Source organism: Paenibacillus campi, from assembly GCF_034659835.1.
Lineage (GTDB): Bacteria > Bacillota > Bacilli > Paenibacillales > Paenibacillaceae > Saccharibacillus > Saccharibacillus campi.
The window spans coordinates 346,664-370,749 of record NZ_JAXSQZ010000004.1 but is presented as its reverse complement, the minus strand read 5'-3'; the positions used below and the strand labels follow the sequence as shown (position 1 = coordinate 370,749).

Genomic DNA, 24,086 nt, shown 5'->3' with positions numbered 1-24,086 from the left:
TTGCAGGCATTCTGTTACAGTGTTTTCGCTTTCTCCACTGCTTCCTCGATTGTGCCTACAAAGAGGAATGCCGCTTCCGGAAGCTCATCGTGTTTACCGTCCAGAATCTCTTTGAAGCTGCGTACTGTTTCTTTAACAGGCACGTAGCAACCTTTGATACCGGTAAACTGCTCGGCAACGTGGAACGGCTGGGACAGGAAACGCTGAATTTTACGCGCGCGCGATACGGTCAGCTTATCTTCCTCGCTCAGCTCATCCATACCAAGGATCGCGATGATATCCTGCAACTCGCGATAACGCGCCAGAATGCGTTGTACACCTTGAGCTACATTGTAGTGCTCCTCGCCAACAACTTCAGGTGTCAAAATACGGGAGCTGGATGCCAGTGGGTCAACCGCAGGGAAGATACCCATCTCGGAAATTTTACGCTCCAGGTTTGTCGTTGCATCCAAATGGGCAAACGTTGTAGCTGGAGCCGGGTCTGTATAGTCATCCGCAGGCACGTAGATCGCCTGAATCGACGTAACAGAACCTTTTTTCGTGGAAGTGATACGCTCTTGCAATTGACCCATCTCGGTAGCAAGTGTTGGCTGGTAACCTACCGCAGACGGCATACGTCCGAGCAAGGCGGATACTTCAGAACCCGCTTGTGTGAAACGGAAAATATTATCGATAAACAGAAGTACGTCTTTACCTTCTTGATCACGGAAATATTCAGCCATTGTCAAACCTGTCAGCGCGACGCGCAGACGTGCGCCTGGCGGCTCGTTCATCTGACCAAACACCATCGCTGTTTTGGTAATAACGCCGGAGTCTTTCATCTCGTGGTACAGGTCATTCCCTTCACGAGTACGCTCGCCAACACCGGAGAATACGGAAATACCGCCGTGCTCCTGAGCGATGTTGTTAATAAGCTCCTGAATCGTTACCGTTTTACCTACACCGGCACCGCCGAACAGACCGATTTTACCACCTTTTGCGTAAGGTGCGAGCAAGTCGATAACTTTAATCCCTGTTTCGAGCATTTCTGCCTGTGTGGACAGCTCGTCGAATTTTGGTGCTTCACGGTGGATTGGGTTGTGAACTTCAGCAACTACATCACCCGCTTCATCGATTGGCTGACCGAGTACGTTAAATACACGACCCAATGTTACGTTACCTACCGGTACGGAGATCGGTCCGCCCAAATCCTGTACTTCCAAACCACGTACAAGACCGTCGGTGGAAGACATAGCAATACAACGCACGAGGTTATCACCCTGGTGGTTGGATACTTCAAGCGTCAGGTCGATTTTGTTACCGTTATCCAGTGTTGCATCGACTTTGAGCGCGTTCAGAATTTCCGGCAATTGTCCACGTTCAAACTCAACGTCAACGACCGGACCCTGAATACTTACAACGCGTCCTTTGTTCATTATCGTTTTCCCTCCTACTGACTTGCTGTATACAACAAATATGGATTAAGCGACACTGCGCCATTGCGTCCTGCGCAGCGAGTCGCCTTTAAGCTTAAGCTCTGAATGCTGTGCACCAGCGTGCAAACTGACATTAGCTCTGGGCGTTCGCACCGGCAACAATCTCGGAAATTTCCTGGGTAATTGCCGCCTGACGTGCCCGGTTGTAAACGAGTGTCAGATCGTTGATCATTTGGGAAGCGTTTTTCGTTGCGCTGCCCATCGCCGTCATCCGTGCCCCCTGCTCACTTGCTTTGCCTTCCAGCAATGCTTCGTAAATGAGTGTTTGCGCGTATTTCGGCAGCAGCTCAGCGAGCACCTCCTCAGCGGATGGCTCGTATTCGTAACTAGCCGCTAGCGTACTTTTCTCCATGCTGCTTGTATCCATCGGAAGTAACAGCACAGAGGTTGGTGTCTGTGTCAATGCGTTCACAAAGCGGTTATAACATACGTATAATTCATCGTAACGACCTTCTTCGTAGCCTTGAATCGCTCCTTGTGCGAGCGATTTAATATCCGCATACGTAGGGAAGTCGGTCAACTCGGTCACCGTATCGGTAACCGACATACCGCGACGACGGAAATAATCACGGCCTTTGCGCCCGATGACGAACAGCTCGTATTCATGACCAGCATTTTGCTGCTGGCGAATTTCGTTGCTGACGTGACGTAAAATGTTGGCATTGTAGCCGCCAGCCAGACCGCGATCGGAAGTGACAACGAGATAAGCAACACGTTTCACCGGACGCTGATCCAGCATCGGGTGTTTGATGCCTTTTGTGCCGGAAGCGATGCTCGTTACGACCTCGCGCAACTTTTCCGAATAAGGACGTGCAGATTCGGCTTTTTCTTGAGCTTTACGCAACTTGGAAGCTGCGACCATCTCCATCGCTTTAGTGATCTGTTTTGTGTTCTGGACACTTTTGATTTGCCTTTTGATCTCACGCATACCTTTAGCCATATGGTTTCACCACCTTAACCTTTGAATCCCGTTCAAAGTCATGCGGTCAGCCGCCGCACAGCCTGAAGCCGGGCGCGGGAGCCCCTACTCTGATCCTAAACAGTGACTGCTGCAAACATGCCGCAGGTCAGTTGGCATACGTAGCCGCCTGACCTGAAGCTGCTTGTGTGGACAGGAATACCGGCAAAAACGAGCTGTCGCCGGACGTTCCGTATTGTATCGTTAGCGGGATGACAGCGTCATGCTCCGCTCATTTTAAAATCGATGCTCGCTTTACAGGTACAATCAGCTTGTGGCAAAGCCGTTTTTGAACGCTTGAATCGCTTCGATCAGCGCTGCTTCGTTATCGGCAGTCAAATCTTTTGTATCGCGAATCGATTTCAAAACATGCTCATGCTGGCTGCCCATAAATGCCAGGAATTCACCTTCAAAACGGCGCACATCGGCAACCGGAATATCATCCAGATGACCTTTAACAGCGGTATACAGACTTACAACTTGTTGTTCAACAAGCAGCGGCTGGTTAACGCCCTGTTTCAGAATTTCCATCATACGCGCACCACGGTTCAAACGCGACAGTGTCGATTTATCCAAATCGGAACCGAACTGTGCGAAAGCTTGCAACTCGCGGTATTGGGCGAGATCGAGACGCAGTGTACCTGCAACTTTTTTCATCGCCTTAATCTGTGCGGAACCGCCGACACGGGATACGGAAATACCGACGTTGATCGCTGGACGCTGACCTGCATAAAACAAGTCTGCCTCAAGGAAAATCTGTCCATCGGTGATGGAGATAACGTTGGTCGGAATGTAGGCGGATACGTCGGAAGCTTGTGTTTCGATAAATGGCAGTGCGGTCAAAGAACCACCACCACGCTCATCACTCAGCTTTGCCGCACGTTCCAGCAAACGGGAATGCAGATAGAATACGTCACCAGGGAATGCTTCACGACCTGGTGGACGACGGAGCAGCAAGGACAACTCGCGGTATGCTGCCGCTTGTTTGGACAGGTCATCATAGATGATCAGTGCATGCTCGCCCTTGTACATGAAGTACTCGCCCATTGCGCAACCTGCGTATGGAGCTATGTACAGCAGTGGAGAAGGATCGGAGGCAGATGCAGTCACGATGATCGTGTAATCCAAAGCACCGTGACGGCGCAGTGTTTCCACTACTTGTGCTACTGTCGATTGCTTCTGGCCGATAGCAACGTAAATACATTTTACGTTTTGGCCTTTTTGGTTAATGATCGCATCGATTGCAACCGATGTTTTACCAGTTTGACGGTCGCCGATGATCAACTCACGCTGACCACGACCGATTGGAACCATCGCGTCAATCGCTTTGATACCTGTTTGCATTGGCTCATGAACCGATTTACGGTCGATAACACCAGGCGCCTGACTTTCAACTGGACGCGTTTCGGTAGCGTTGAGCGGGCCTTTGCCGTCAACAGGTTGACCGAGCGGGTTAACAACACGACCGAGCAATGCTTCACCAACCGGAACTTCCATAATGCGGCCAGTACGTTTAACTTGGTCACCTTCACGGATATCGGTATATGTGCCGAGGATAACGACACCGACGTTGTTAGCTTCAAGGTTTAGTGCCATCCCCATTACGCCATTGGAAAACTCAAGCAATTCGCCTGCCATTGCATTTTGCAAACCGTATACGCGGGCGATGCCGTCGCTTACCTGGATAACGGTACCGACTTCTACAACTTCAATATCGCTTTTGTATTGCTCGATTTGACTTTTAATCAATGTACTGATTTCTTCAGGTCTGATACTCAAGTCAGTCCCTCCTGTCTCTTATGCTTATCTCCGAAAAGACTTTTCCAAACGTTCCAATTTACCGGAAACGCTGCCGTCATACAGCTTATCACCGATGACCACTTTGAGTCCGCCGATTAGCGACTCATCAATTACATTTTGTATACGAAGACGCTTGCCCGATAATTGACCAAAAGTTGCTGCCACCTCTGCCTGCTCCTGCTCGGTGAGCGGAAACGGCGTATACACTTGTGCGTCCGCTACATTAAGCGTATCGCTTACGATTTTGTTGTAGTTGTTTAGCAACTCTGGAAACAGATCATGCCGACTGCGTTCCATCAACAAAAACAATGTGCGAAGCAGAACATCGGAAATTTTGCCTGTAAAGACATTTTCCAGCACTTTCTCCTTATCGGCGAGCGATATATTCGGTGTCGCGATAAAATTACGAAAATCATGATCCGCCGCAAGCGCATCAACAACGGCTTGTAGTTCCTGACCTGTCTCCTCAACACGTCCGCTATCGGACGCCGCTTCAAAAAGTGCCTTCGCATAGCGCGATGATACTACAGTATCCCGGCTCATTGTCTGATCCCTACATCTTTCAGGTAGTTCTCAACGAGTTGTTCCTGCGCTTTCGGATCAACTTCTTTTTGCAGTACTTTGGAAGCGATTTGGACGGAGACAGCGCCGATTTCACTGCGCAATGCAGCCACGGCTTTGTTTTTCTCGGTTTCGATATCGCGTGCAGCCTCCGTTTTAAGACGCAGCGATTCTTCTTTGGCTTCATTCAGCAGTTGTTCGGCTTGGCTATGGCTCGTCAGACGAGCTTGCTCGATAATATCTTGAGCATGTTTGCGTGCCTCAAGCAAGGCTGCTTTTTGTTCTTCTACATATTGAGTTGCCTGATTACGCGTCTGAGCTGCTTCATCCATCTGCTGCTTGACCAGTTCACGGCGTTTTTCCATCACCGAAAACAGCGGACCAAATGCATAACGGTCTAAAAGCCAGTACAGAATCATAAACGCAACAACTACGATCACAAGGTTAGTCCATTCAAAATGCAAATCAGTTCACTCCTTCCCCGAAACTATCCGAATCCTATAATTTCACGCACACATACGCTAAAAAGAAGGCGCGGATGGCTGTGGCCTTCCCCGCCAGTTATTTGTTCTTTGTTTATGCAGCAGCGTAGAAAATGAACGCCAGTACGACACCGATGATTGGCAATGCCTCTACCAGACCTACACCGATAAACATAACCGTTTGCAGCGTCGATTTCGCTTCCGGTTGACGAGCGATACCTTCTACCGTTTTACTTACGATCAGACCGTTACCAATACCTGCGCCCAATGCGCCCAAACCTACGGCGATAGCTGCCGCCAGAAATGCTAATGCTCCCATTGAAAAAATCCTCCTTAGAGTGTGTGAATTATTATTTATGTTGAGCCCGGTATGAAGGGATATCCAACTTCCGAACTGTGAAACCAGTTACAAAAAACCATCAGACCACGCTATTCAAAATCCGCCTGCAAAAGTCGATAATGAGTTAATGATCCTCATCCGTCTCCAGCGATTGTGATATGTATACCATAGCCAAAATGGTGAATACAAAAGCTTGGATGACACCAACAAAGATACTGAATCCTTGCCATACGATCAAGCCGAGAATCGAAGCGATCGCTCCCGCTCCAAACCACAGTGTGGACATTTTGAGCAACACGGAGATTAGAACCTCACCGGCAAAAATATTACCGAATAGACGCATTCCGTGTGTCAACAGTTTGGAAAACTGCTCGATCAGGTTAATTGGGAAAAAGAAGAAAAACGGTTTGAAATAGTGACCGAAATAGTGCTTCGGATTTTTCACGATACCTAGGAAATGAACTAGAACGAATACGATCAGTGCAAGTCCCATTGCGGCTGCAGCGTCAGCGGTTGGCGATTTCCACCAAGTGACTTCCACATATTCTTTACCGGACGCCAGACCATCGAGAACCGATGTGAGTGGCAGACCGAAGAAGTTGGCTGCGGCAGGGTCTGTATACTTGAACGGAATTACAAGCGGAAGACCAATCATGTTACTAACAAAAATGAACATAATCAAGGTCAAACCGAGCGATAAGAACGGTTTTCCTTTTTTGTAATCCATCGTACTGGAAATCAAACCTTGTACAAATTCGACTACCCATTCCATAAAGTTTTGCAGCTTGCCTGGATTTTCGACAGATAGATTGCGAATCGCCAGCTTCGCCAGCGCAAACACGATGATACCACTTACAATCACTGTCAAAATTAAAGCCAGGTCGAAGTGCAAACCTCCAATTTGAACTATCGGTGCTTCATGCATTTTTTTCACCCCTTTCGTTGTCGGAGTCTAGCTTATTTTCGCGACGAGAAAGGATAAAGCCAATAACGACAAGCGCAAACGGTGCAAACACCAGACTGCCCGCAAGAGCATGAATCTCGAATACATGCGGAAATTCGACCGCCAAAACAACAGCCCCGATCGAAAAAGCCGCCCGCTGCGCAAAGCCCAAGCCTTTGAATCTTTTCCCTTTGCCGCTTGCTGCTTCATCGGTCATCTTCTGAACTTTGCGCGCCAAATACTTTGTATTCACAAAGCTGACGGCAGCGCCCACAATCAGACCAAAAGCAATCGAACGATAGTCCGGAAGAATAGCGACAGCCGTAAAGCAAAGGGCAAGAAAAACAAAGGTGGTCCGGGTCAGCCAATAAATGTAACTTGGTATTTCATTCATTCGGGTCCCCCACTATTTTCTTAATAATGACAATGATGCCTACGATTCCTGCAAACAATCCGGCAAGCACGCCTACAGCAATTCCGATTCCAGAACCATTCCATAGGCGGTCTAGCCAGGAGCCGAACCAGAATCCGGCAAGTGTAAACACAGTCAGATCGATGCCAATCGCACTTACCAGTCCAACCGCCTTCCACGGCGATGAACCGTCCGGTTTGCGCTGTTGTTGTTCTGTCATTCGTACACTCCACCCTCGGAATCCCAGTTCATTGTACTGAATCGTTCAAGTCTTTGTCAAACCATTTCACTTTAGCACTTTAACGCAAAGTCTTCACGAATCATTACTTGATACTGCGCGATTAACCGCACGTACCCTACAGTATCACTGTATACTGCAATCCGCTTTTTCACAAGGCAGCTTGCGAGCCTTTTTTGAACGTTGTGTGAAATTCTTCGGGACGTTCCGCCAAAATACCGTAATGATGCAAAATCGCATTGACAATCCGTTGCGACGCCTGGCCATCACCGTATGGATTCGCCGCTTCACTCATCGAAGCATATAGCTCTGCATCGGTAAGCAGCGCACGCGCACGATCGTAAATTTGGGCTTCATCCGTACCGACCAGTTCCAATGTACCTGCCTCGATTCCTTCCGGACGTTCAGTCGTATCACGCAATACGAGCACCGGCACACCAAATGAAGGAGCTTCCTCCTGCAAACCGCCCGAGTCGGTCAAAATCAGATGGGTATGCGGGTAGAAATTATGCAGATCCACTACATCAAGCGGATCGATCAGCTTAATGCGCGGATGAGCGCCTAAAATTTCGTAAGCAGGCTCTTTTACCGCCGGGCTTGGATGCACCGGATAAACGATCGCCACGTCGTCAAACTCATCAGCAATACGCTTTACTGCACGGAATATATTGCGATGCGGCTCGCCCTGTGATTCACGGCGATGAGCCGTCATCAAAATTAGGCGTTTGCCTGCTGCCCATTGCAATACAGGGTGTGTGTAATCCGCTTGTACAGTATATTGAAACACATCCGTGACGGTGTTGCCTGTGATATACACGCTTGACGCAAGCTTATTTTCCTTATGAAGATTGCCTGCGGACACTGCGGTCGGTGAGAAATGAAGATCGGCAAGCACACCGGTCAGCTGGCGGTTCATTTCTTCCGGATACGGCGACATTTTGTTCCATGTACGCAGCCCGGCTTCCACATGACCTACGCTAATCTGTTGCATAAACGAAGCGTAGCTAGCGAGAAATGTCGTCAGCGTATCACCGTGCACAAGCACGATGTCCGGCTGCGCTTCACGCAATACAGGCTCCAATCCTTGCAGCACACGGATGGAAATTTCATTCAGTGTTTGGCGATCCTTCATCACATCGAGATCGTAATCCGGTGTAATATTGAACACTTCCAGCACTTGGTCGAGCATTTGGCGGTGTTGTGCGGTTACACATACAACCGATTCGATATGCTCAGGATGTTTTTGAAGTTCAAGAATAAGCGGAGCCATCTTGATCGCTTCAGGACGTACGCCAAAAATCGTCATTACTTTAATCTTCTTCATGATAATGGTTATACCTCGCTTTATTTAGTTCCGTAGAGACGGTCACCGGCATCGCCCAGACCTGGTACGATGTAGCCATGATCATCAAGACGCTCATCCAGTGCCGCTACATAAATGTCCACATCAGGGTGGGCATCTTGTACCGCTTTGACACCTTCAGGCGCAGCGATCAGGTTCATCATCTTGATCTGTGTACAGCCGCGCTTTTTGAGTACATCGATTGCGGCAATCGCAGAACCGCCGGTTGCCAGCATCGGATCGATTACAATCAATTCGCGCTCCTGTACGTCTGTCGGCAGTTTCACGTAATATTCCACAGGTTGCAATGTTTGCGGATCACGGAACAGACCAACATGTCCCACCTTCGCGGCAGGCAGCAATTTCAGGACGCCATCGACCATACCTAACCCGGCACGCAAAATTGGAACGAGACCGAGCATCCGTCCGGAAATGACTTTACCTTCTGTCTTCACGACAGGGGTCTCGACCGGAATTGGCTCTAACGGAATATCGCGTGTAATCTCATACGCCATCAAGGTAGCCACTTCATCGACAAGCTCGCGGAATTCCTTCGTGTTCGTGTTCACATCACGAATGAATGTGAGCTTGTGTTGAATCAAAGGGTGATCGCATATCACCAGTTTTGCCATGATTTGTCCCTCCGGTATATGTTCAATAATAACAATAGTAAGTCCCCTGTATTGCATATGTAATCACAGACATACTGCACACGATCAAGGACCGGGGAAACCATTTCCCCCGTAAATCTTGTCTATTATATCATTACCTAAGGTCAATTTCACCAGCAACTCCACTGAATTCATGCAATTCTCGAATCTAGCAGTATAACGCTTACATTTTCCAAATGATAACGTAATCCTACTGAATTCGCCCAGTCTTTACTATTATAATAGTAAATGGCTTGAATGGGGTAAATTATTTTAATTTTTTCAAAAAAATTTATTGGAAAAAGCTGTAGGCTTTAGGCGATCGTTATGTTATCGTGCCAGCCCGCGCTGTAGCGGACAATCAGCCTGTTTATTATCATTTCTGCCCATTGCTCAATATCCTTTTTTTGTCATATTATACATGAAAATAACGAATGCGCCTAGCCGATCCTACAGACCACTACCGAACGGCGTGAAAAGGCGATACCGCAAAATAGCCCGCGATCACAACAAGGATACCCTGTTGGATGATCGCGGGCTAAAGCGGCTAATCGATTAGTATTTCACTTGCTCGTACAGCGGGAAACGGGAAGTCAGCTCGGCTACATCTTTGCGCGCTTGTGCCAGTACGGTTTCATCTTTTGGTGCTTTTAATGTAGCAGCGATAATTTTGCCGATTTGCTCCATTGCGCCCTCATCCATACCGCGCGAAGTTGCCGCTGGTGTACCGAGGCGAATGCCGCTCGTTACGAATGGGCTAGTTGGATCGAATGGAATTGCATTTTTGTTAGTTGTGATGCCTACGGAGTCGAGCACATGCTCTGCTTCTTTACCGGTGATGCTGACGCTGCGTGTATCTACAAGCATCAGATGGTTATCGGTACCGCCAGATACGATCGTCAGACCTTCTGCCACCAGTGTATTAGCGAGCACTTTGGCATTTTTCACAACTTGCTGTGCATACGTTTTGAATGAAGGCTGCAACGCTTCGCCAAAAGCGACCGCTTTGGAAGCGATCACGTGCATTAGCGGGCCACCTTGCGTTCCTGGGAATACCGCTTTATCGATCGCAGCAGCCCACGGCTGACGGCACATGATCAAACCACCGCGCGGACCGCGCAGCGTTTTGTGCGTCGTTGTCGTTACAAAATGAGCATGTGGCACCGGACTTGGGTGCTCACCAGCAGCAACCAGACCTGCGATATGCGCCATATCTACCATAAACAATGCACCTACATCGTTCGCGATCGAACCGAGCGCTTCAAAATCAATCGTGCGCGGGTATGCACTTGCACCAGCGACGATCAGGCGTGGACGATGTTTGAACGCCGCTTTACGCACTTCATCATAATCGATCAGAAAGTTGTCTTCGCGTACGCCATAAGCAACGAAATTGTACAGCAGACCGGATGCGTTTACCGGGCTACCGTGTGTCAGGTGACCACCATGCGCCAGATTCATACCGAGAACCGTGTCGCCAGGTTTGAGTGCAGCGAGATAAACAGCCATATTCGCCTGTGCACCGGAGTGAGGCTGTACGTTGACGTGCTCGGCACCGAACAGTTCTTTGGCACGGTCGCGTGCGATATCTTCAACGATATCGACATGCTCACAGCCGCCATAATAACGTTTGCCCGGATAGCCTTCTGCGTATTTGTTCGTCAGTACGGAACCCATCGCTTCCATAACGGCTTCGCTTACGATATTCTCGGAAGCGATCAGCTCGATATTGTCGCGTTGACGTTTCAGTTCCAGTCCCATTGCTTCCAGCACTGCAGGATCGCTGTTTCTCAATTGCTCCATCATTGTTCATTTCCCCCTGATCATTATTCATTATTCGTAAATTAAAATAACAAGCGGTCATGCGTAATAACACGCCGCATCAATCACAAGTTCCCGGGGCAGTAGGCATCGGGGCATACACCGCGCGCTCGCCGCCAATCAACTTCGGTCGTGTACGCGCCGCTGTTACTCTCGCTTCACCGATAAAGCGTAAAGCAGGACGATACGGTACAGCGACTCGTTTTAAATGCATACCGATCAGCGTCTCACCGATATCAATTCCGGCATGCGCTTCGATCGTCTCTGCCAGACAAGGTTCAGTCAGCGTATTGTACGCATAAGCAGCCATCGAGCCGCCCGCTTTGGGAACTGGCACAGCAGCCACTTCATCCAGTCGGTAACGCTCCAGCGTCGCGCGCTCAACGACCAACGCACGATTCAAATGCTCACAGCATTGAAAGGCTAGCTGAAAGCCGAACTCCCGCTGAACATCGCGTATGCCTTCGACCAATTCCTGTGCAATATCGAGCGTGCCTGATGTACCGATCCGCTGTCCGGCAATCTCGCTTGTACTGGCACCGAGCACCAGTATATGGCTCGAACCGAGCTTTGCAGCCTCAGCCACCTCACGAGCGATACGGGCAGCATCGCTCCGAATAGTGCTGATTTTCTCGTTATCCTCCATGATATGAGCCTCCTTGTGCAGCGTCCGGATTAACGGTGTGCAACCGACAGACCGATTAGAGCCTGCCGCTTCCTCTATCATTATAACGCGGACATGAGACAACGGCGACAGTCGTTTGTAAAATACGCCAAAGAACAAAAAAGAGCATGACGCACATTGTACATGTGCATCTGCTCTTTGCCCAGGCGACCGGCCGTATGTTTCGGTGCTCCATCGTGGTTAAACTCCACTCTTGTCGCCAGTTACACCGAATCTGTCCTTGTTTTTTCATCATAAGGCATGTTTTTCGTAAAAGCAACATCGTTTCCACTCAAAATATAAAATTTTCTAAGGAAAGTTGAAGGCTTGTACACGTATGGATGTGCTTTGGCAGGCACCACTGCGGTACGAAATAAAGGAGCAGACTCCCGTCTCGATTAGCAATCTACCGATAAGGAGTGAATGTAGATTCCCGTGCTCAAACGAGATAGGGTATTTTGCTACGCAAACACCTTTTTCATTGCATCCCGTGTGTGAACATCGTAAACACTGAAGCCGTCCTTCCCCCTTATTTCCTTCCCGCAGTAAAGTGCTGCTCGCAGCATGCGCTGGCATAGGTGGCTTAACACTTTCCCTGAATGGAGGCAGCAGCAGTAATTATTGTGGACGATAAGCTTCCAGCTTATCGAGCAATTTTTGCAATGCTGCGCGGATGTCGGCGGCAGCGATTTCGTAGTCGTCGCGGCTACCACCAAATGGGTCTATAATATCGAAGCCTGGCAGGCGTTGTTGAATTTCAATTAAGCGTTCGTAATCGCTGGAATGGATCGACTCGCCTAGTGAACGCCGGATTTCGATAGAGGCATGTAGTTGATCGAGTTCTTCCAGATCATGTAGCACATGTTCGTCATTTTCCGCATATTCCTTGAGCGTGTAGACTTTGCCTGCGGCGGCTGGAAAGCGGGCGAGTACGTGTTGTTTATGGCTTCCAGTAAGGGTTAATACTAAGTCTGCCCATTCCAGTAGCTCGGCGTTAAGTGAAGATGATGTGATGTGATCTTGAATGTGGTGGTCACGCAAGACGGCTTCCGCATGTCTGGACATAGCCATACCATCTATTGCCGCTACACCTGCGGAACGAACTTCAACTGATATGCCGCGTTCTTTTGCCAGTTTGCGCATAAAAGCTTCTGCCATCGGACTGCGGCAGGTATTGCCGGTACATACGAATAAAATATGGTGCATGCTCCTGCCTCCCGTTCCTTTGTCATTCGAAAGTTGCCTGCTGTGGGGCGTTCATCCGTGAATGTTATTATAGCAAACATGATCTCGCTTTTATACCCGGATCAATTGACCGCCTGCCGCTTTGTACAATCGGTTCATGACCGCCTGCCCAACCCCTTGCTCGGCACAGCCCTGTGCCAGTATAAACGTAATCTTCGCTTCATCAAATTGTCGCAGACTGCCATACAGTCGGCTTGCCGCTTGTTCTGGTCGAGACAGACTGCCCAGCGTCAAACGCAGCGATCCTGCATATGCGGTATCGTCCTCATCAAATACAAGCACACCAGTTCGTTCGCCGCGCGCCTTTGCTGTTTTGAGCTGCTCCTGCATAAACGCCGTCACCTCGCTTAAGCTGTCGCCGATCACGATGCTCATATTGCCCTGCGGTGCATAATGGGCATATTTCATACCTGGCGCACGCGGTGCGGTCTCTGCCGCCAAGCCGGATAATGCCGGATCAAGCTCCACATGATCGGCAACGGTCAATAGCTGCTCCCGTGTAATGCCACCCGGACGCAAAATCAACATACCGCCGTCCTCCTGCACCTGAACGACCGTCGATTCCACACCAACACCGGCGCTGCCTCCGTCAACAATACCATCGATTCGTTCTGCCAGATCGTCGGCAACATGTGCTGCCGTCGTCGGGCTGGGACGACCGGAACGATTGGCGCTTGGCGCAGCGAGCGGACAGCCGGACGCGGTAATGAGCGCCAGCGCTACCGGATGATCCGGCATGCGCACACCGACCGTGTCCAGTCCTGCCGTCACACGTGCGGACAGCGCTGCAGCGCTAACCGGCAGCACTATCGTCAGTGGGCCCGGCCAAAAGCGATCCATCAATTGCTGCTCCAGCGGCAGTACACGCTGCACGAAAGCTTTTAACTGATCCTGCTGTGAAATATGCACGATGAGCGGATTGTCGGACGGTCTGCCTTTGGCTGCAAATACCGCTTCTACCGCCGCCGTATTGCGCGCATCCGCTCCGAGTCCATATACCGTCTCTGTCGGAAAAGCGACAATACCGCCGGATGCCAGCACAGCGCCCGCCTCCTGCAACGACGCGGCGGCTTCTGCCGGGTCGTTGATCGACCAGCGCTGCATCGACGAGTTGGAGGCGGTATGGTCGGCGGTTTGTTTAATAGGATGTTCCATTACAATCAACCTCCTTTCATCCCTGTTCAACTATCGCATCGGTATACGTTGTATACCTTGAGCTTTACTCAAATGGATAACGATTGTAATTGCCTTTTTGACGATTGTAGTGTACAAAAAGCTCCTCCTGTATCCACTATCTACATAAGCTCGCTCTTACGCTCTTGACCGAGATCAATTTGAGTTGTTAACCTGGCTTAAGCTCTTATCGATAAAGGTTTCACTACATAATTAAAATGGAAATTTAACTTGGTCTGCATACGACTGCCTTATTCTTCTTATACTACTGTAATCGTCCACCCTTTTACCTACTCCTGTAAAGTATATGCTTTTTGCCTGATCATAAAGGAATGGACATCATTTTAAAATTAACATGAATAAGCGTCGCTGAACAGTACACTGACGACAATTTCCGATACGTTCACTGCGATGGATGTGCGATAGATAGTAGTATGGAAACCAGTTCAACTGTTATGCCTTGTCGCAAATTACAGACTAGGCAAAACTAGGCAAAAAGGAGAACCGCAGGCTACGCCGGGCTCTCCTTTTCCATCCTGCTTGTATGTTATGATCACGTTACGATGACGGCTGCGATTACAATTACATTTGCGGTCACTGTGCTGCTCGGCTCGTATAACGCTCGGTCGTCTCCACTGACAGCTCATCCGTATCCACCTGATTGTGTACACGAATGCTCATCACCAAACCCATACACGCCATATTCATCAACAATGACGTACCGCCAAAGCTAATAAATGGCAGCGTAATCCCAGTCAACGGCATCAGCCCGATAAACATACCGATATTTTCAAAAATTTGATACAGCAGCATCGCCACAATGCCGATGATCAAATACGGCCCCGCACGCTCACGGCATTCAAGCGATACGAGCACGAGACGGTGAATAAGCGTAAAATAAAGCAGCAACAACACCGCTGCACCGACAAACCCAAATTCCTCCGCCACCACGACGAAAATGGAATCCGAATACGTCAGCGGCACACGCTCCGACTGCACCGAGCTACCTTGCATATACCCTTCTCCGCTCAAACCGCCTGAAGCGATCGCCAGCTTCGCATTACGTGTATGATAAATCGCTTTTTCCGTCGCTTCATCCGGCATTAACCACGGATCGATCCGTTCCATCCAGTGCTCACGGTTTAACGTTTGAAGATACGTTTCGATATGATCGTGATAGGCGATATAACTGCGAATACCGACAACGACCATCGTCATCGCCAGCAATGTAATAAATGCCGCCTGCGTATATTTCATATTGCCGATCCAGAGCAGTGCCATCATGATGATCACATAGCTGAGCGCGTTACCGAGGTCATTTTGCACCATGACGAGTCCGAATGGAATCAATGTAATGCCGAGCAACGGTGTCACATCACGCCAAAAACCAAGCTTTAGCTTACGCTTATTAGCTAGCTGTACCGATAAGAACATAATCAACACCATTTTGAACAATTCGGCTGGCTGTAAGCTCAATCCGCCCAAATTAAGCCAGCCTTGCGCATTGTTCAGCGTTTTCCCGATTACCATAACGAGCAATAATAACGCCAGACCGGCCATATAAATATAAAGTGAATATTTAAGCCAGAAGCGGTAATCTACAAAAGCCATTACGAAAAATACAACAAATCCCAGCACATAATACATCGCCATTTTGCTGGTGGAATCACCAAACTTCGCACTCGAATGAGTCGCACTGTAGATCACGACGAGGCTTGCCGCCATCAATATTAAAAGAATCGTAAAAAGTGTCCAATCGATCCGCTTCAGCTTTGTGATCATCTCTGTCCCCTTTTCGCTTTAGCCTTGCGAAACCTACACCTACTCCAGCATTCCGATCACATGCCGCTCGATGCCTGCAAGGTCGTTTATAATATGAATTCGCGGATATCCGGCTGCACGTACCATCTGTGCTACAGCTTGCGCCTGTCCCATGCCAAGCTCAAATGCAACCATACGCGGTTGCTGTGCAAGCAGCGCAAGCTGAGCCATCATGATGCGGTACGGCGCTAACCCATCCGGTCCGCCCGCCAGCGCCATCATCGGCTCATGCTCCCGCACTTCCGGCTGCAAATCAGCGATATCATCATCCGGAATATACGGCGGATTGGACACGACAATATCGACTATAGCGCCAGCAAATGGTTCCAGCAAATTGCCCTGCTTCCAACCGATCGATACGCCTTGACGCTCACTATTGTGCCGAGCAACTTGTAATGCCTCCGGCGAAATATCGCTTGCCCATACGTCCCATTCAGGGCGTAATCTTGCCAATGTGAGCGCGATCGCACCGCTGCCTGTACCGATATCGACACAGACGCAGCGGCGACGCTGCTGCTCTGTTCTATCTTTTGCATCATCTGCTAGCACTGCAAATACACCATCATCTGCTGACAATGCAGCAGCATCGATAGCAGACGATAACTCTGACGTTGCTGGCACCAAACTGCCACCATTTACCACACAGTCATAACTTGCGCCAAGCTCGGCTACCGCTTCGACTAGCAGCTCGGTTTCGGGACGCGGAATGAGTACGGCAGGTGTCACATCAAACACCTCGCCGTAAAATTCCTGTTCCCCGATAATGTACTGTGCCGGTTCGCCTGCAACTTTGCGCTTGACCGCATTTTCCCATGCCGCCTGACGCTCAGCGGGAAACGGATCGGGTAATGCCATATAATAACTTGCGCCTCCCAGACCAAGCACCCATTCCAGCAGCAACTTGGCATTGGACTCCGGCTCCATCACGCCATGCTGTTTGAAAAAAGAAGAAGCCTCAACATAGGCTTCTCGTATGCTTTGTTGCGGCTTCATCGTAAATGAATTTACGTTCAACGGCTTATGCCTCTTTGCCCATCAGCTCAGCTTGTTCAGCGAGCGTCAGCGCGGAGACAATTTCTTCAATCTCACCGTTCATAACTTGATCCAGCTTGTGCAAAGTTAAACCGATCCGGTGATCGGTTACACGGCTTTGCGGAAAATTGTACGTCCGGATACGCTCACTGCGGTCACCTGTACCGACTTTACTTTTGCGCTCACCGGCATATTTGGCTTCTTCTTCCTGCCGCAACATATCGGAAATACGAGCGCGCAGCACTTGCAGCGCTTTTTCTTTGTTCGAGTTTTGCGATTTGCCGTCCTGACATGTCGCTACGATACCGGTCGGCATATGGGTAACCCGTACCGCCGATTTGGTCGTATTAACCGACTGACCGCCTGCACCGCTGGAACAAAATGTGTCCACACGGATATCGCGATCATGAATTTCGATATCAAGTTCTTCCGCTTCCGGCATTACCGCTACCGTCGAAGTGGACGTATGAATCCGTCCGCCCGATTCGGTTGTCGGAATGCGCTGGACACGATGGGCACCGCTCTCAAACTTCAGCTTGCTATACGCACCGCGTCCGTTAATCAGAAATGTCACTTCTTTAAAACCACCCAGATCGCTGACGTTCGTATCCAGCACTTCCACTTTCCAGCCTTGTGTATCGGCAAAACGCGTATACATCCGATACAGATCGGCTGCGAACAATGCCGCCTCGTCTCCACCGGCTGCACCGCGAATTTCCACGATCACATTTTTATCATCATTCGGGTCTTTGGGCAGCAGCAAAATGTGAATCCGTTCTTCAAGCTCCGTTTTGCGTGCGGATAGCTCATCGATCTCAAACTTCACCATTTCGCGCATCTCATCATCAAGCTTTTCGCCTTGCAGCTGCTTGGCTGCATCCAGCTCCTCAGTCACTTTACGGTATTCGGTATATGCTTCATACGTCGGTTGCAGGTCCGACTGTTCTTTGGAATAATCACGCAGACGTTTGGAATCACTTGCTACGTCCGGATCACACAACAATTCGCTTAATTTATCATAACGGTCTGCCAAAGCCTGTAAACGGTCTAACACGGGTAACCACCTCTTTAATTGTTCATTTGCTTGGAATACATGTAGCCGAAACGGCTTATCGTTAACAATGTGTATATTGATATAAAAAGAAAAACCTTGTTTCTGACAGCACTCTGCCGATTCATGACTCCAATGACGAATGCACAAAAACACAAGGCTACGACTCTTGATTATAGCATAAAATATCGTAATTTCCTATGCTTAAATAAGCGAAATGGAATTATTTTTCCTTATAAACAGCGAACCGATGGCAGGCAGCACCCGGTTTGCTCCCGGTCATACTGGTTATCTATACTAAGAATGCTGGACAGTTATGCATAGCGCTAATTACATTACGATCTGTCCGTTTGTCTGTTGCAATACACAATCGCTACGTTATAAGGAGGTTTTACAAGTGGAAAAAGTTGCGCTTGGTCAACAAGGATTGCTTGTGTCTCGTCTTGGACTTGGTTGTATGGGCATGTCGGAATTTTATGGCGAGCTGAATGAGCAGGAATCGATGCGTACGCTGGATGCTGCATTGGAGCATGGCATTCATTTTTTTGATACGGCAGATATGTACGGAAACGGGCAAAATGAACAGTTTATTCGTCCATTTATTCGTCAGCATCGTGATGAAGTCGTTATTGCGACCAAATTCGGCAATGTGCGTGCTGAAGACGGTTCTTATCTAGGCATTAACGGCAAACCGGAATATGTGCGCGAAGCATGTGAGAAAAGTTTAAAACGGCTCGGTGTCGATGTGATCGATTTGTATTATCAGCATCGCGTTGATCCAAACGTACCGATCGAGGAAACGATTGGCGCGATGGGCGAACTGGTGCGTGAGGGTAAAGTTCGTTATGTCGGCATGTCCGAAGCCGCTCCGGAGACGATTCGCCGCGCTCATGCTGTGTTCCCGATCTCGGCGCTACAAACCGAATATTCGCTATGGAGCCGTGAGGTGGAAGATGAAATTTTGCCATTATGCCGTGAGCTTGGCATTGGCTTTGTGCCGTACAGCCCGCTTGGACGCGGCTTTTTGACCGGGCAAATTCGCTCGTTCGATGATCTAGCGGAAGATGATTATCGTCGTTTCTCCCCACGCTTCCAGGGCGATAATTTCCAAAAAAATCTCGATTTGGTCGATCGCATCCGCGAAATTGCCGCCGAGAAAAACTGTGCACCTTCCCAGCTCGCGCTTGTCTGGTTGCTGGCACAAGGCGACGATATCGTGCCGATTCCAGGTACGAAAAAGACGACATACCTGTTGGAAAATATCGGTGCGGTCGATGTTCATTTGACCGATGAAGAACTTAAACGGATCGATGCCACCGCGCCCAAAGGCATTGCAGCAGGCGAGCGTTATGCCGAGAGTGGGATGAAAACACTGAATCATTGACACATCAGGCTCGCTGTGATGATTGTACATTTCGTATATTCAGACTACTTTACACCTAACAAACTGTTATAAAAATATAAAAAAGCCTGATCGCGCAGCAACGGATGGATGTCTACATCCCCTCTAGCTGTAACGATCAGGCTTTATTTATGCACGTATTTCGCAACATGGAACGGTTGCGCTCATCCAGTACATAGGTTACACAGTTTACACGTTAAAACGGAAATGCATCACATCGCCATCTTGCACAACGTACTCTTTACCTTCCAGACGCAGTTGACCGCGCTCTTTGGCACCGTTCATTGAACCTGCGTTTACGAGATCATCATAGCCAACCACTTCGGCACGGATAAAGCCGCGTTCGAAGTCACTGTGGATGACGCCGGCTGCGCCCGGAGCTTTCGTACCTTTGCGAATCGTCCATGCGCGTACTTCCTGTACGCCAGCAGTAAAGTACGTGTACAGACCGAGCAGACGATACGCCGCTTTGATCAGGCGGTTCAGACCGGATTCTTCCAGACCGAGTTCCTCCAGAAACATCGCGCGATCTTCGTCTTCCAGCTCGGAAATGTCCGCTTCCACCTTCGCGCTGATCGGAACGACCTCGGCATTTTCGGTAGCGGCAAATTGTTTTACTTGGATCACATACGGGTTATTGTCGGCATCGGTTACGCCGTCTTCACTTACGTTTGCCGCATACAGTACCGGCTTCATCGTCAGCAAATGCAGATCGCGAATGATCAAGCTTTCGTCTTCCGTCAGCTCGAGGCTACGTGCTGGCATATCATTGTACAGCGCTTCTTTGACGCGCTCCAAAATTTCGATCTCTTGGGCGTATTGCTTGTTGCCGCCCTTCATGTTCTTCTTCGCACGATCGATACGCTTGTCCACGCTTTCCAAATCGGCAAGTACCAATTCCAGATTGATCGTCTGGATATCGCTGATCGGATCGATTTTGCCGTCGACATGCGTAATATTCTCATCTTCAAAACAACGTACAACGTGCACGATCGCATCGACTTCACGGATATGAGCAAGGAATTTATTGCCCAATCCTTCGCCTTTACTTGCGCCGCGTACGAGACCAGCAATATCGACAAATTCGAATGCGGTCGGAACGGTCTTTTTCGGTACAACGAGTTCGGTCAATTTGTCCAGACGCTCATCCGGCACTTCAACGATACCGACGTTTGGATCAATCGTACAAAATGGATAGTTGGCGGATTCCGCCCCCGCCTGTGTGATTGCATTAAAAAGTGTGGATTTACCTACGTTAGGCAATCCAACGATACCAGCTTTCAAAGCCATTTATGCTGACAACTCCTATATTTGAATTGGTGACAGACTGTTCTGAATTTCCACACTATTATATATGACAACCTCAGGCGTGGCAAACGATTAAACGACGAATTGTTCCGCTTGCTCCTTCAAATCGACCGCCAGCCGGTTCAAATTGCCCGAAATATCCGATAGCTCGGCTACCGATTGCTGCTGCTCCGTCGCGCTGGCAGACACTTGCTCACTCATCGCTGACGTTTCTTCCGTCGTCGCAGCGATATGGGTGAGATGCTCCTCTACGTCGCGTCGGATATGTTGCATCCGCTCTGTATTGTCAGACAGATTATGAGCAAGACGCTGTACATCCTCAGACACACGACTCACCGGTTCAAACGATTCCATACATTCGGTAATCCGCTTTGCCTGCTGCTCGGCGGAAGTTAAGCTATGCTCAAACTCGGTATGAATGAGTCGAATTTGCTCGACAAAATGACCGAGAATACGGTCGATTTCCCGAATCGACTCCCCGGATTGTTGAGCAAGCTGTCCCATTTCATGCGCAACGACCGCAAACCCTTTGCCCGCTTCACCAGCGCGTGACGCTTCGATCGACGCGTTGAGCGCAAGAATTTGCGTCTGTTTGACGATGTCTTGCACCTGTCCGCTAATGCCTGCTGCCGCGCGCGATTGTTCTGCTAGTGTGCTGGATAGCTGTTGCAGTTGTTGCACACTCGCTACGCTTTGCTTACCTTGTTGCAACAACAGTTCATGCTCATGCAGCACCGTATTACGCACATCGGTTAACCGCTCGGCAGTCGCTCCAAACTGCTGCACATACGTGCCGATTTCATCGATAATATGACCGAGACGCGCTGACTGCTCAACCGACTGTTCGGTCTGTTCTGCCTGTTGACCTGCACCGCTAGTAATTTCCTGAATCGCTCGCGATAATTCTTCGGTCTGGCGGAGTGTACGACCTGCCACTTGCTCAATATAACCGGACGATTGTTGCAGCGTGGTAGAACTATGCTGGATGCTTGCGATCATACCGGTAATATGCTGAATCATCGCATTGTTCAAATCACTAATCTCGCCTAGCTGATCACCGGTCACACGCTTAGACGGAACCGTCAGATCGCCAGCGGCTACTTTTTCCATACTGTGCTTAATCTGGCTCACTTGTTTCAGCATCCGACGAATAAACAGCATCGCTGCCAGCACCGCAATTACAAATACAATCGCAAAGATCGGGATTACGAGCTTGTACGCTTCCTTGATCGTAGTCGCATAAACGGAATCGGCCGTTTCCGCCGAAATGTCGATACCGAGATAACCGATTATTTTACCAGCATTGTCTCGAACCGGCATAAAAGTGGAAAATAAATCGCCCCACTGCGGATCGGTTGCGACATCAGTATTGATCGTTTGTCCTGCTAATAGCGCTGTCGTACGGTCACTATTAAAGGTCATTTCATCATTGTAGGGGCTATATTTATTATCATCAGCCGCCGCGCCATCCACCGTATAAAACCAATGATGATCCGCATAATTGAACATGTACACATAGAGCGCACCGGTTTCCAGCCGCACATCGTTTAGCTTTTGACGCAGCTCTTTATATTGCGGGGTTTGCTCCGGGTGAGCACTGGTGTACATTTGTTGAATCGCATTTTTGTCGAGCTGAGCGATCGTATTGGTCGCCAGCATTTGATTGCTTTGTTGCAATGTGGAGAGCGACGATTTTTGAATTAACAGTTCGGTCGTCCACATCGTCAATCCGCAGATGAGCAGCAACGGTACCAAAATAATTAAGTATAGCTTGGGGCGCAGTCCCAAACGCAAAAATGAATGTTTTCTCATGCTGTTGTCCTCCTCATGATGCATCGTCCAATAGGGCAAAGTACCTAACTATTATCGTCTATAAGCCGTTTATTTTGTAGAGTAAAAAGCTTTATTTGTTGATTTTTGTCAAAATTTTTCAGAAATTTTCCGTTAATAATCATTTGCTGCTTATTGTTTCACAATAACTGGTTGCTTAAATTTTAAACAGAAGATCGATAGTAACATAGACAAAGCGCCCTTTTCCCGCCATCGTTTCGGGAAAAGGGCGCTGCTTGGAATAGATTTTAAATGATGTGCTTGATGAAGCTATGAACACCTAATCTCGTCTTTGTTCATTTATTTTTCAGTTCACAATGTTTGTACTGCTGCTTATTATGGGTACCAACATGATACACTACCAACAATGCAGCGATGACAACCAAAATTATGGCACCGATTTTAATTTTTTCAGCTCAGCGCACCATACGCGTATTAATCAATCCGATACAACCGTTCGGTCTGCTGAAGCTGTTCCACCGAAGCCGCGCCCACGCCAAACATCGCTGCCGACAATTCAAGTTCCACACGTTGTAGCACCTGATCGAGCGCTTCCTCCGATTCGACTGCTGCTCCTAGCAGTGAACGCCCAAAGCCGACCAAATCGGCGCCAAGTGCAATCGCTTTCGCCGCATCGACACCGGTATACAAACCGCCACTGCCGATTAGCGGCATATCCGGCAATTGCCCTCGTACATCACGAATACAGTCTGCGGTCGGATACCCCCAACCGGCAAACGCTTCCGCCGCTATACGTCGTACCGGATCATGGCTGCGGAACTTTTCCACCTGGCTCCATGACGTACCGCCTGCTCCAGCCACATCGATAAACGCCATACCGGCGTTGGCAAGACGTACAGCGGCGTCGCCATCGATACCCCAGCCCACTTCTTTTACCCCGACCGGCACATCTAGCGCTGCCGCTACTCGTTCCATTCGTTTCAACAGCCCGGCAAAATTCACATTGCCTTCCGGCTGAAACACTTCCTGCAAGCTGTTCAGATGCAGTACGAGCGCACTCGCTTCCGCCAGCTCGACCGCACGCCGACATTCATCGACACCAAAGCCATAATTCAGCTGCACTGCACCCAAATTGGCAATAATCGGGATGTCCGGCGCATCGGCGCGCACATTAAAAGTGGCAGCCAGCTCGTCATGCTCAATCGCCGCCCGTACCGAACCAAGTCCCATCGCCCAACCACGGCGCTGTGCCGTCCGTGCCAAGCGCCGATTGATCTGACCTGTCGCCTCACTGCCACCTGTCATGGAGCTGATCAGCAATGGCGCACGCAGTGCGATACCAAATAGCGATGTCGTCAGATCAATCGCGGCAAAATCCAGTTCCGGCAACGCCTGATGGCGAAACCGATATCGTTCAAAGCCGGACGTGATCCCTTCACCGGCTACATTTTCTTCCAGGCACAGTCGGACATGTGCACTTTTGCGATCTGATATATGCCCCTCTTGGGGTTGATGATGAGTCATATCCGCTTCCTTCCTGTCTGTGACGTACAACTGTTATGTTATGCTGTGGCTGT

At 49.3% G+C, this 24,086-nt stretch carries 22 protein-coding genes and 1 riboswitch; of the genes, 1 reads left to right on the top strand and 21 read right to left on the bottom strand.

From position 1 onward, the window contains the following. Nucleotides 1-14 precede the first annotated feature (14 nt). The 18 genes from atpD to prfA form a co-directional block, all read right to left on the bottom strand. Nucleotides 15-1,415 (bottom strand): F0F1 ATP synthase subunit beta, encoded by a 1,401-nt coding sequence (gene atpD, locus U1I11_RS12600; protein ID WP_322906478.1) that lies wholly within the window; start codon nucleotides 1,413-1,415, stop codon nucleotides 15-17. Nucleotides 1,416-1,548: 133 nt separating this feature from the next. After that, nucleotides 1,549-2,415 carry an ATP synthase F1 subunit gamma gene (gene atpG, locus U1I11_RS12595; protein ID WP_322906477.1) on the bottom strand — a complete coding sequence of 289 codons (867 nt, stop codon included), beginning with the start codon at nucleotides 2,413-2,415 and terminating at the stop codon, nucleotides 1,549-1,551. A 285-nt stretch (nucleotides 2,416-2,700) separates the two neighbouring features. Further along, nucleotides 2,701-4,212, bottom strand: a complete 1,512-nt coding sequence (gene atpA / locus U1I11_RS12590; protein WP_322906476.1) for a F0F1 ATP synthase subunit alpha — start codon at nucleotides 4,210-4,212, stop codon at nucleotides 2,701-2,703. 24 nt (nucleotides 4,213-4,236) lie between these two features. Further along, the gene (locus U1I11_RS12585; RefSeq protein ID WP_322906475.1) at nucleotides 4,237-4,776 is read right to left on the bottom strand and encodes a F0F1 ATP synthase subunit delta; all 540 of its coding nucleotides are present in this window, start codon (nucleotides 4,774-4,776) and stop codon (nucleotides 4,237-4,239) included. Further along, the gene (gene atpF / locus U1I11_RS12580; protein WP_322906474.1) at nucleotides 4,773-5,258 is read right to left on the bottom strand and encodes a F0F1 ATP synthase subunit B; all 486 of its coding nucleotides are present in this window, start codon (nucleotides 5,256-5,258) and stop codon (nucleotides 4,773-4,775) included. Before atpF ends, U1I11_RS12585 begins: the two co-directional genes overlap by 4 nt. Before the next feature lie 112 nt (nucleotides 5,259-5,370). Beyond that, a complete protein-coding gene (gene atpE, locus U1I11_RS12575) occupies nucleotides 5,371-5,595 on the bottom strand; it encodes a F0F1 ATP synthase subunit C (protein WP_188774165.1) in 225 nt (74 codons plus the stop codon). Nucleotides 5,596-5,740: 145 nt separating this feature from the next. After that, on the bottom strand, nucleotides 5,741-6,541 hold the full coding sequence (gene atpB, locus U1I11_RS12570; protein WP_322906473.1) for a F0F1 ATP synthase subunit A: 801 nt from the start codon (nucleotides 6,539-6,541) through the stop codon (nucleotides 5,741-5,743). Continuing rightward, a complete protein-coding gene (locus U1I11_RS12565) occupies nucleotides 6,534-6,953 on the bottom strand; it encodes an ATP synthase subunit I (RefSeq protein ID WP_322906472.1) in 420 nt (139 codons plus the stop codon). Before U1I11_RS12565 ends, atpB begins: the two co-directional genes overlap by 8 nt. Further along, complete coding sequence (locus U1I11_RS12560) at nucleotides 6,946-7,191, bottom strand: AtpZ/AtpI family protein (protein ID WP_322906471.1); 246 nt, start codon at nucleotides 7,189-7,191, stop codon at nucleotides 6,946-6,948. The genes U1I11_RS12565 and U1I11_RS12560 overlap by 8 nt, the downstream gene beginning before the upstream one ends. Nucleotides 7,192-7,360: 169 nt before the next feature. Continuing rightward, on the bottom strand, nucleotides 7,361-8,533 hold the full coding sequence (gene wecB / locus U1I11_RS12555; protein ID WP_322906470.1) for a non-hydrolyzing UDP-N-acetylglucosamine 2-epimerase: 1,173 nt from the start codon (nucleotides 8,531-8,533) through the stop codon (nucleotides 7,361-7,363). 20 nt (nucleotides 8,534-8,553) lie between these two features. After that, complete coding sequence (upp, locus tag U1I11_RS12550; RefSeq protein WP_322906469.1) at nucleotides 8,554-9,183, bottom strand: uracil phosphoribosyltransferase; 630 nt, start codon at nucleotides 9,181-9,183, stop codon at nucleotides 8,554-8,556. Nucleotides 9,184-9,756: 573 nt separating this feature from the next. Continuing rightward, nucleotides 9,757-11,007 carry a serine hydroxymethyltransferase gene (locus U1I11_RS12545; RefSeq protein ID WP_322906468.1) on the bottom strand — a complete coding sequence of 417 codons (1,251 nt, stop codon included), beginning with the start codon at nucleotides 11,005-11,007 and terminating at the stop codon, nucleotides 9,757-9,759. A 76-nt stretch (nucleotides 11,008-11,083) separates the two neighbouring features. After that, nucleotides 11,084-11,668 carry a TIGR01440 family protein gene (locus U1I11_RS12540; protein ID WP_322906467.1) on the bottom strand — a complete coding sequence of 195 codons (585 nt, stop codon included), beginning with the start codon at nucleotides 11,666-11,668 and terminating at the stop codon, nucleotides 11,084-11,086. Between the two features lie 172 nt (nucleotides 11,669-11,840). After that, a riboswitch (ZMP/ZTP riboswitch) is annotated at nucleotides 11,841-11,924 on the bottom strand. A gap of 380 nt (nucleotides 11,925-12,304) precedes the next feature. Further along, complete coding sequence (locus tag U1I11_RS12535; protein WP_322906466.1) at nucleotides 12,305-12,892, bottom strand: low molecular weight protein arginine phosphatase; 588 nt, start codon at nucleotides 12,890-12,892, stop codon at nucleotides 12,305-12,307. Nucleotides 12,893-12,982: 90 nt separating this feature from the next. After that, on the bottom strand, nucleotides 12,983-14,035 hold the full coding sequence (locus tag U1I11_RS12530; protein WP_322906610.1) for an L-threonylcarbamoyladenylate synthase: 1,053 nt from the start codon (nucleotides 14,033-14,035) through the stop codon (nucleotides 12,983-12,985). 663 nt (nucleotides 14,036-14,698) lie between these two features. After that, nucleotides 14,699-15,886 carry an FtsW/RodA/SpoVE family cell cycle protein gene (locus U1I11_RS12525; protein ID WP_322906465.1) on the bottom strand — a complete coding sequence of 396 codons (1,188 nt, stop codon included), beginning with the start codon at nucleotides 15,884-15,886 and terminating at the stop codon, nucleotides 14,699-14,701. Nucleotides 15,887-15,925: 39 nt separating this feature from the next. After that, nucleotides 15,926-16,918, bottom strand: a complete 993-nt coding sequence (locus tag U1I11_RS12520; RefSeq protein WP_322906609.1) for a N5-glutamine methyltransferase family protein — start codon at nucleotides 16,916-16,918, stop codon at nucleotides 15,926-15,928. A 25-nt stretch (nucleotides 16,919-16,943) separates the two neighbouring features. Next, nucleotides 16,944-18,011: a peptide chain release factor 1 gene (gene prfA, locus U1I11_RS12515; protein ID WP_322906464.1), complete on the bottom strand. Its 1,068-nt coding sequence runs from the start codon at nucleotides 18,009-18,011 to the stop codon at nucleotides 16,944-16,946. Nucleotides 18,012-18,405: 394 nt separating this feature from the next. Between prfA and U1I11_RS12510 the strand changes: the two genes are divergently transcribed. Further along, the gene (locus tag U1I11_RS12510; RefSeq protein ID WP_322906463.1) at nucleotides 18,406-19,392 is read left to right on the top strand and encodes an aldo/keto reductase; all 987 of its coding nucleotides are present in this window, start codon (nucleotides 18,406-18,408) and stop codon (nucleotides 19,390-19,392) included. A gap of 207 nt (nucleotides 19,393-19,599) precedes the next feature. Here the strand turns inward: U1I11_RS12510 and ychF are convergent, their stop codons facing one another. The 3 genes from ychF to fni form a co-directional block, all read right to left on the bottom strand. Continuing rightward, nucleotides 19,600-20,700: a redox-regulated ATPase YchF gene (gene ychF, locus U1I11_RS12505; RefSeq protein ID WP_322906462.1), complete on the bottom strand. Its 1,101-nt coding sequence runs from the start codon at nucleotides 20,698-20,700 to the stop codon at nucleotides 19,600-19,602. Nucleotides 20,701-20,790: 90 nt separating this feature from the next. Then, nucleotides 20,791-22,530 (bottom strand): methyl-accepting chemotaxis protein, encoded by a 1,740-nt coding sequence (locus tag U1I11_RS12500; protein ID WP_322906461.1) that lies wholly within the window; start codon nucleotides 22,528-22,530, stop codon nucleotides 20,791-20,793. A 453-nt stretch (nucleotides 22,531-22,983) separates the two neighbouring features. Next, nucleotides 22,984-24,033, bottom strand: a complete 1,050-nt coding sequence (fni, locus tag U1I11_RS12495) for a type 2 isopentenyl-diphosphate Delta-isomerase (protein ID WP_322906460.1) — start codon at nucleotides 24,031-24,033, stop codon at nucleotides 22,984-22,986. Between the last annotated feature and the right edge of the window lie 53 nt (nucleotides 24,034-24,086).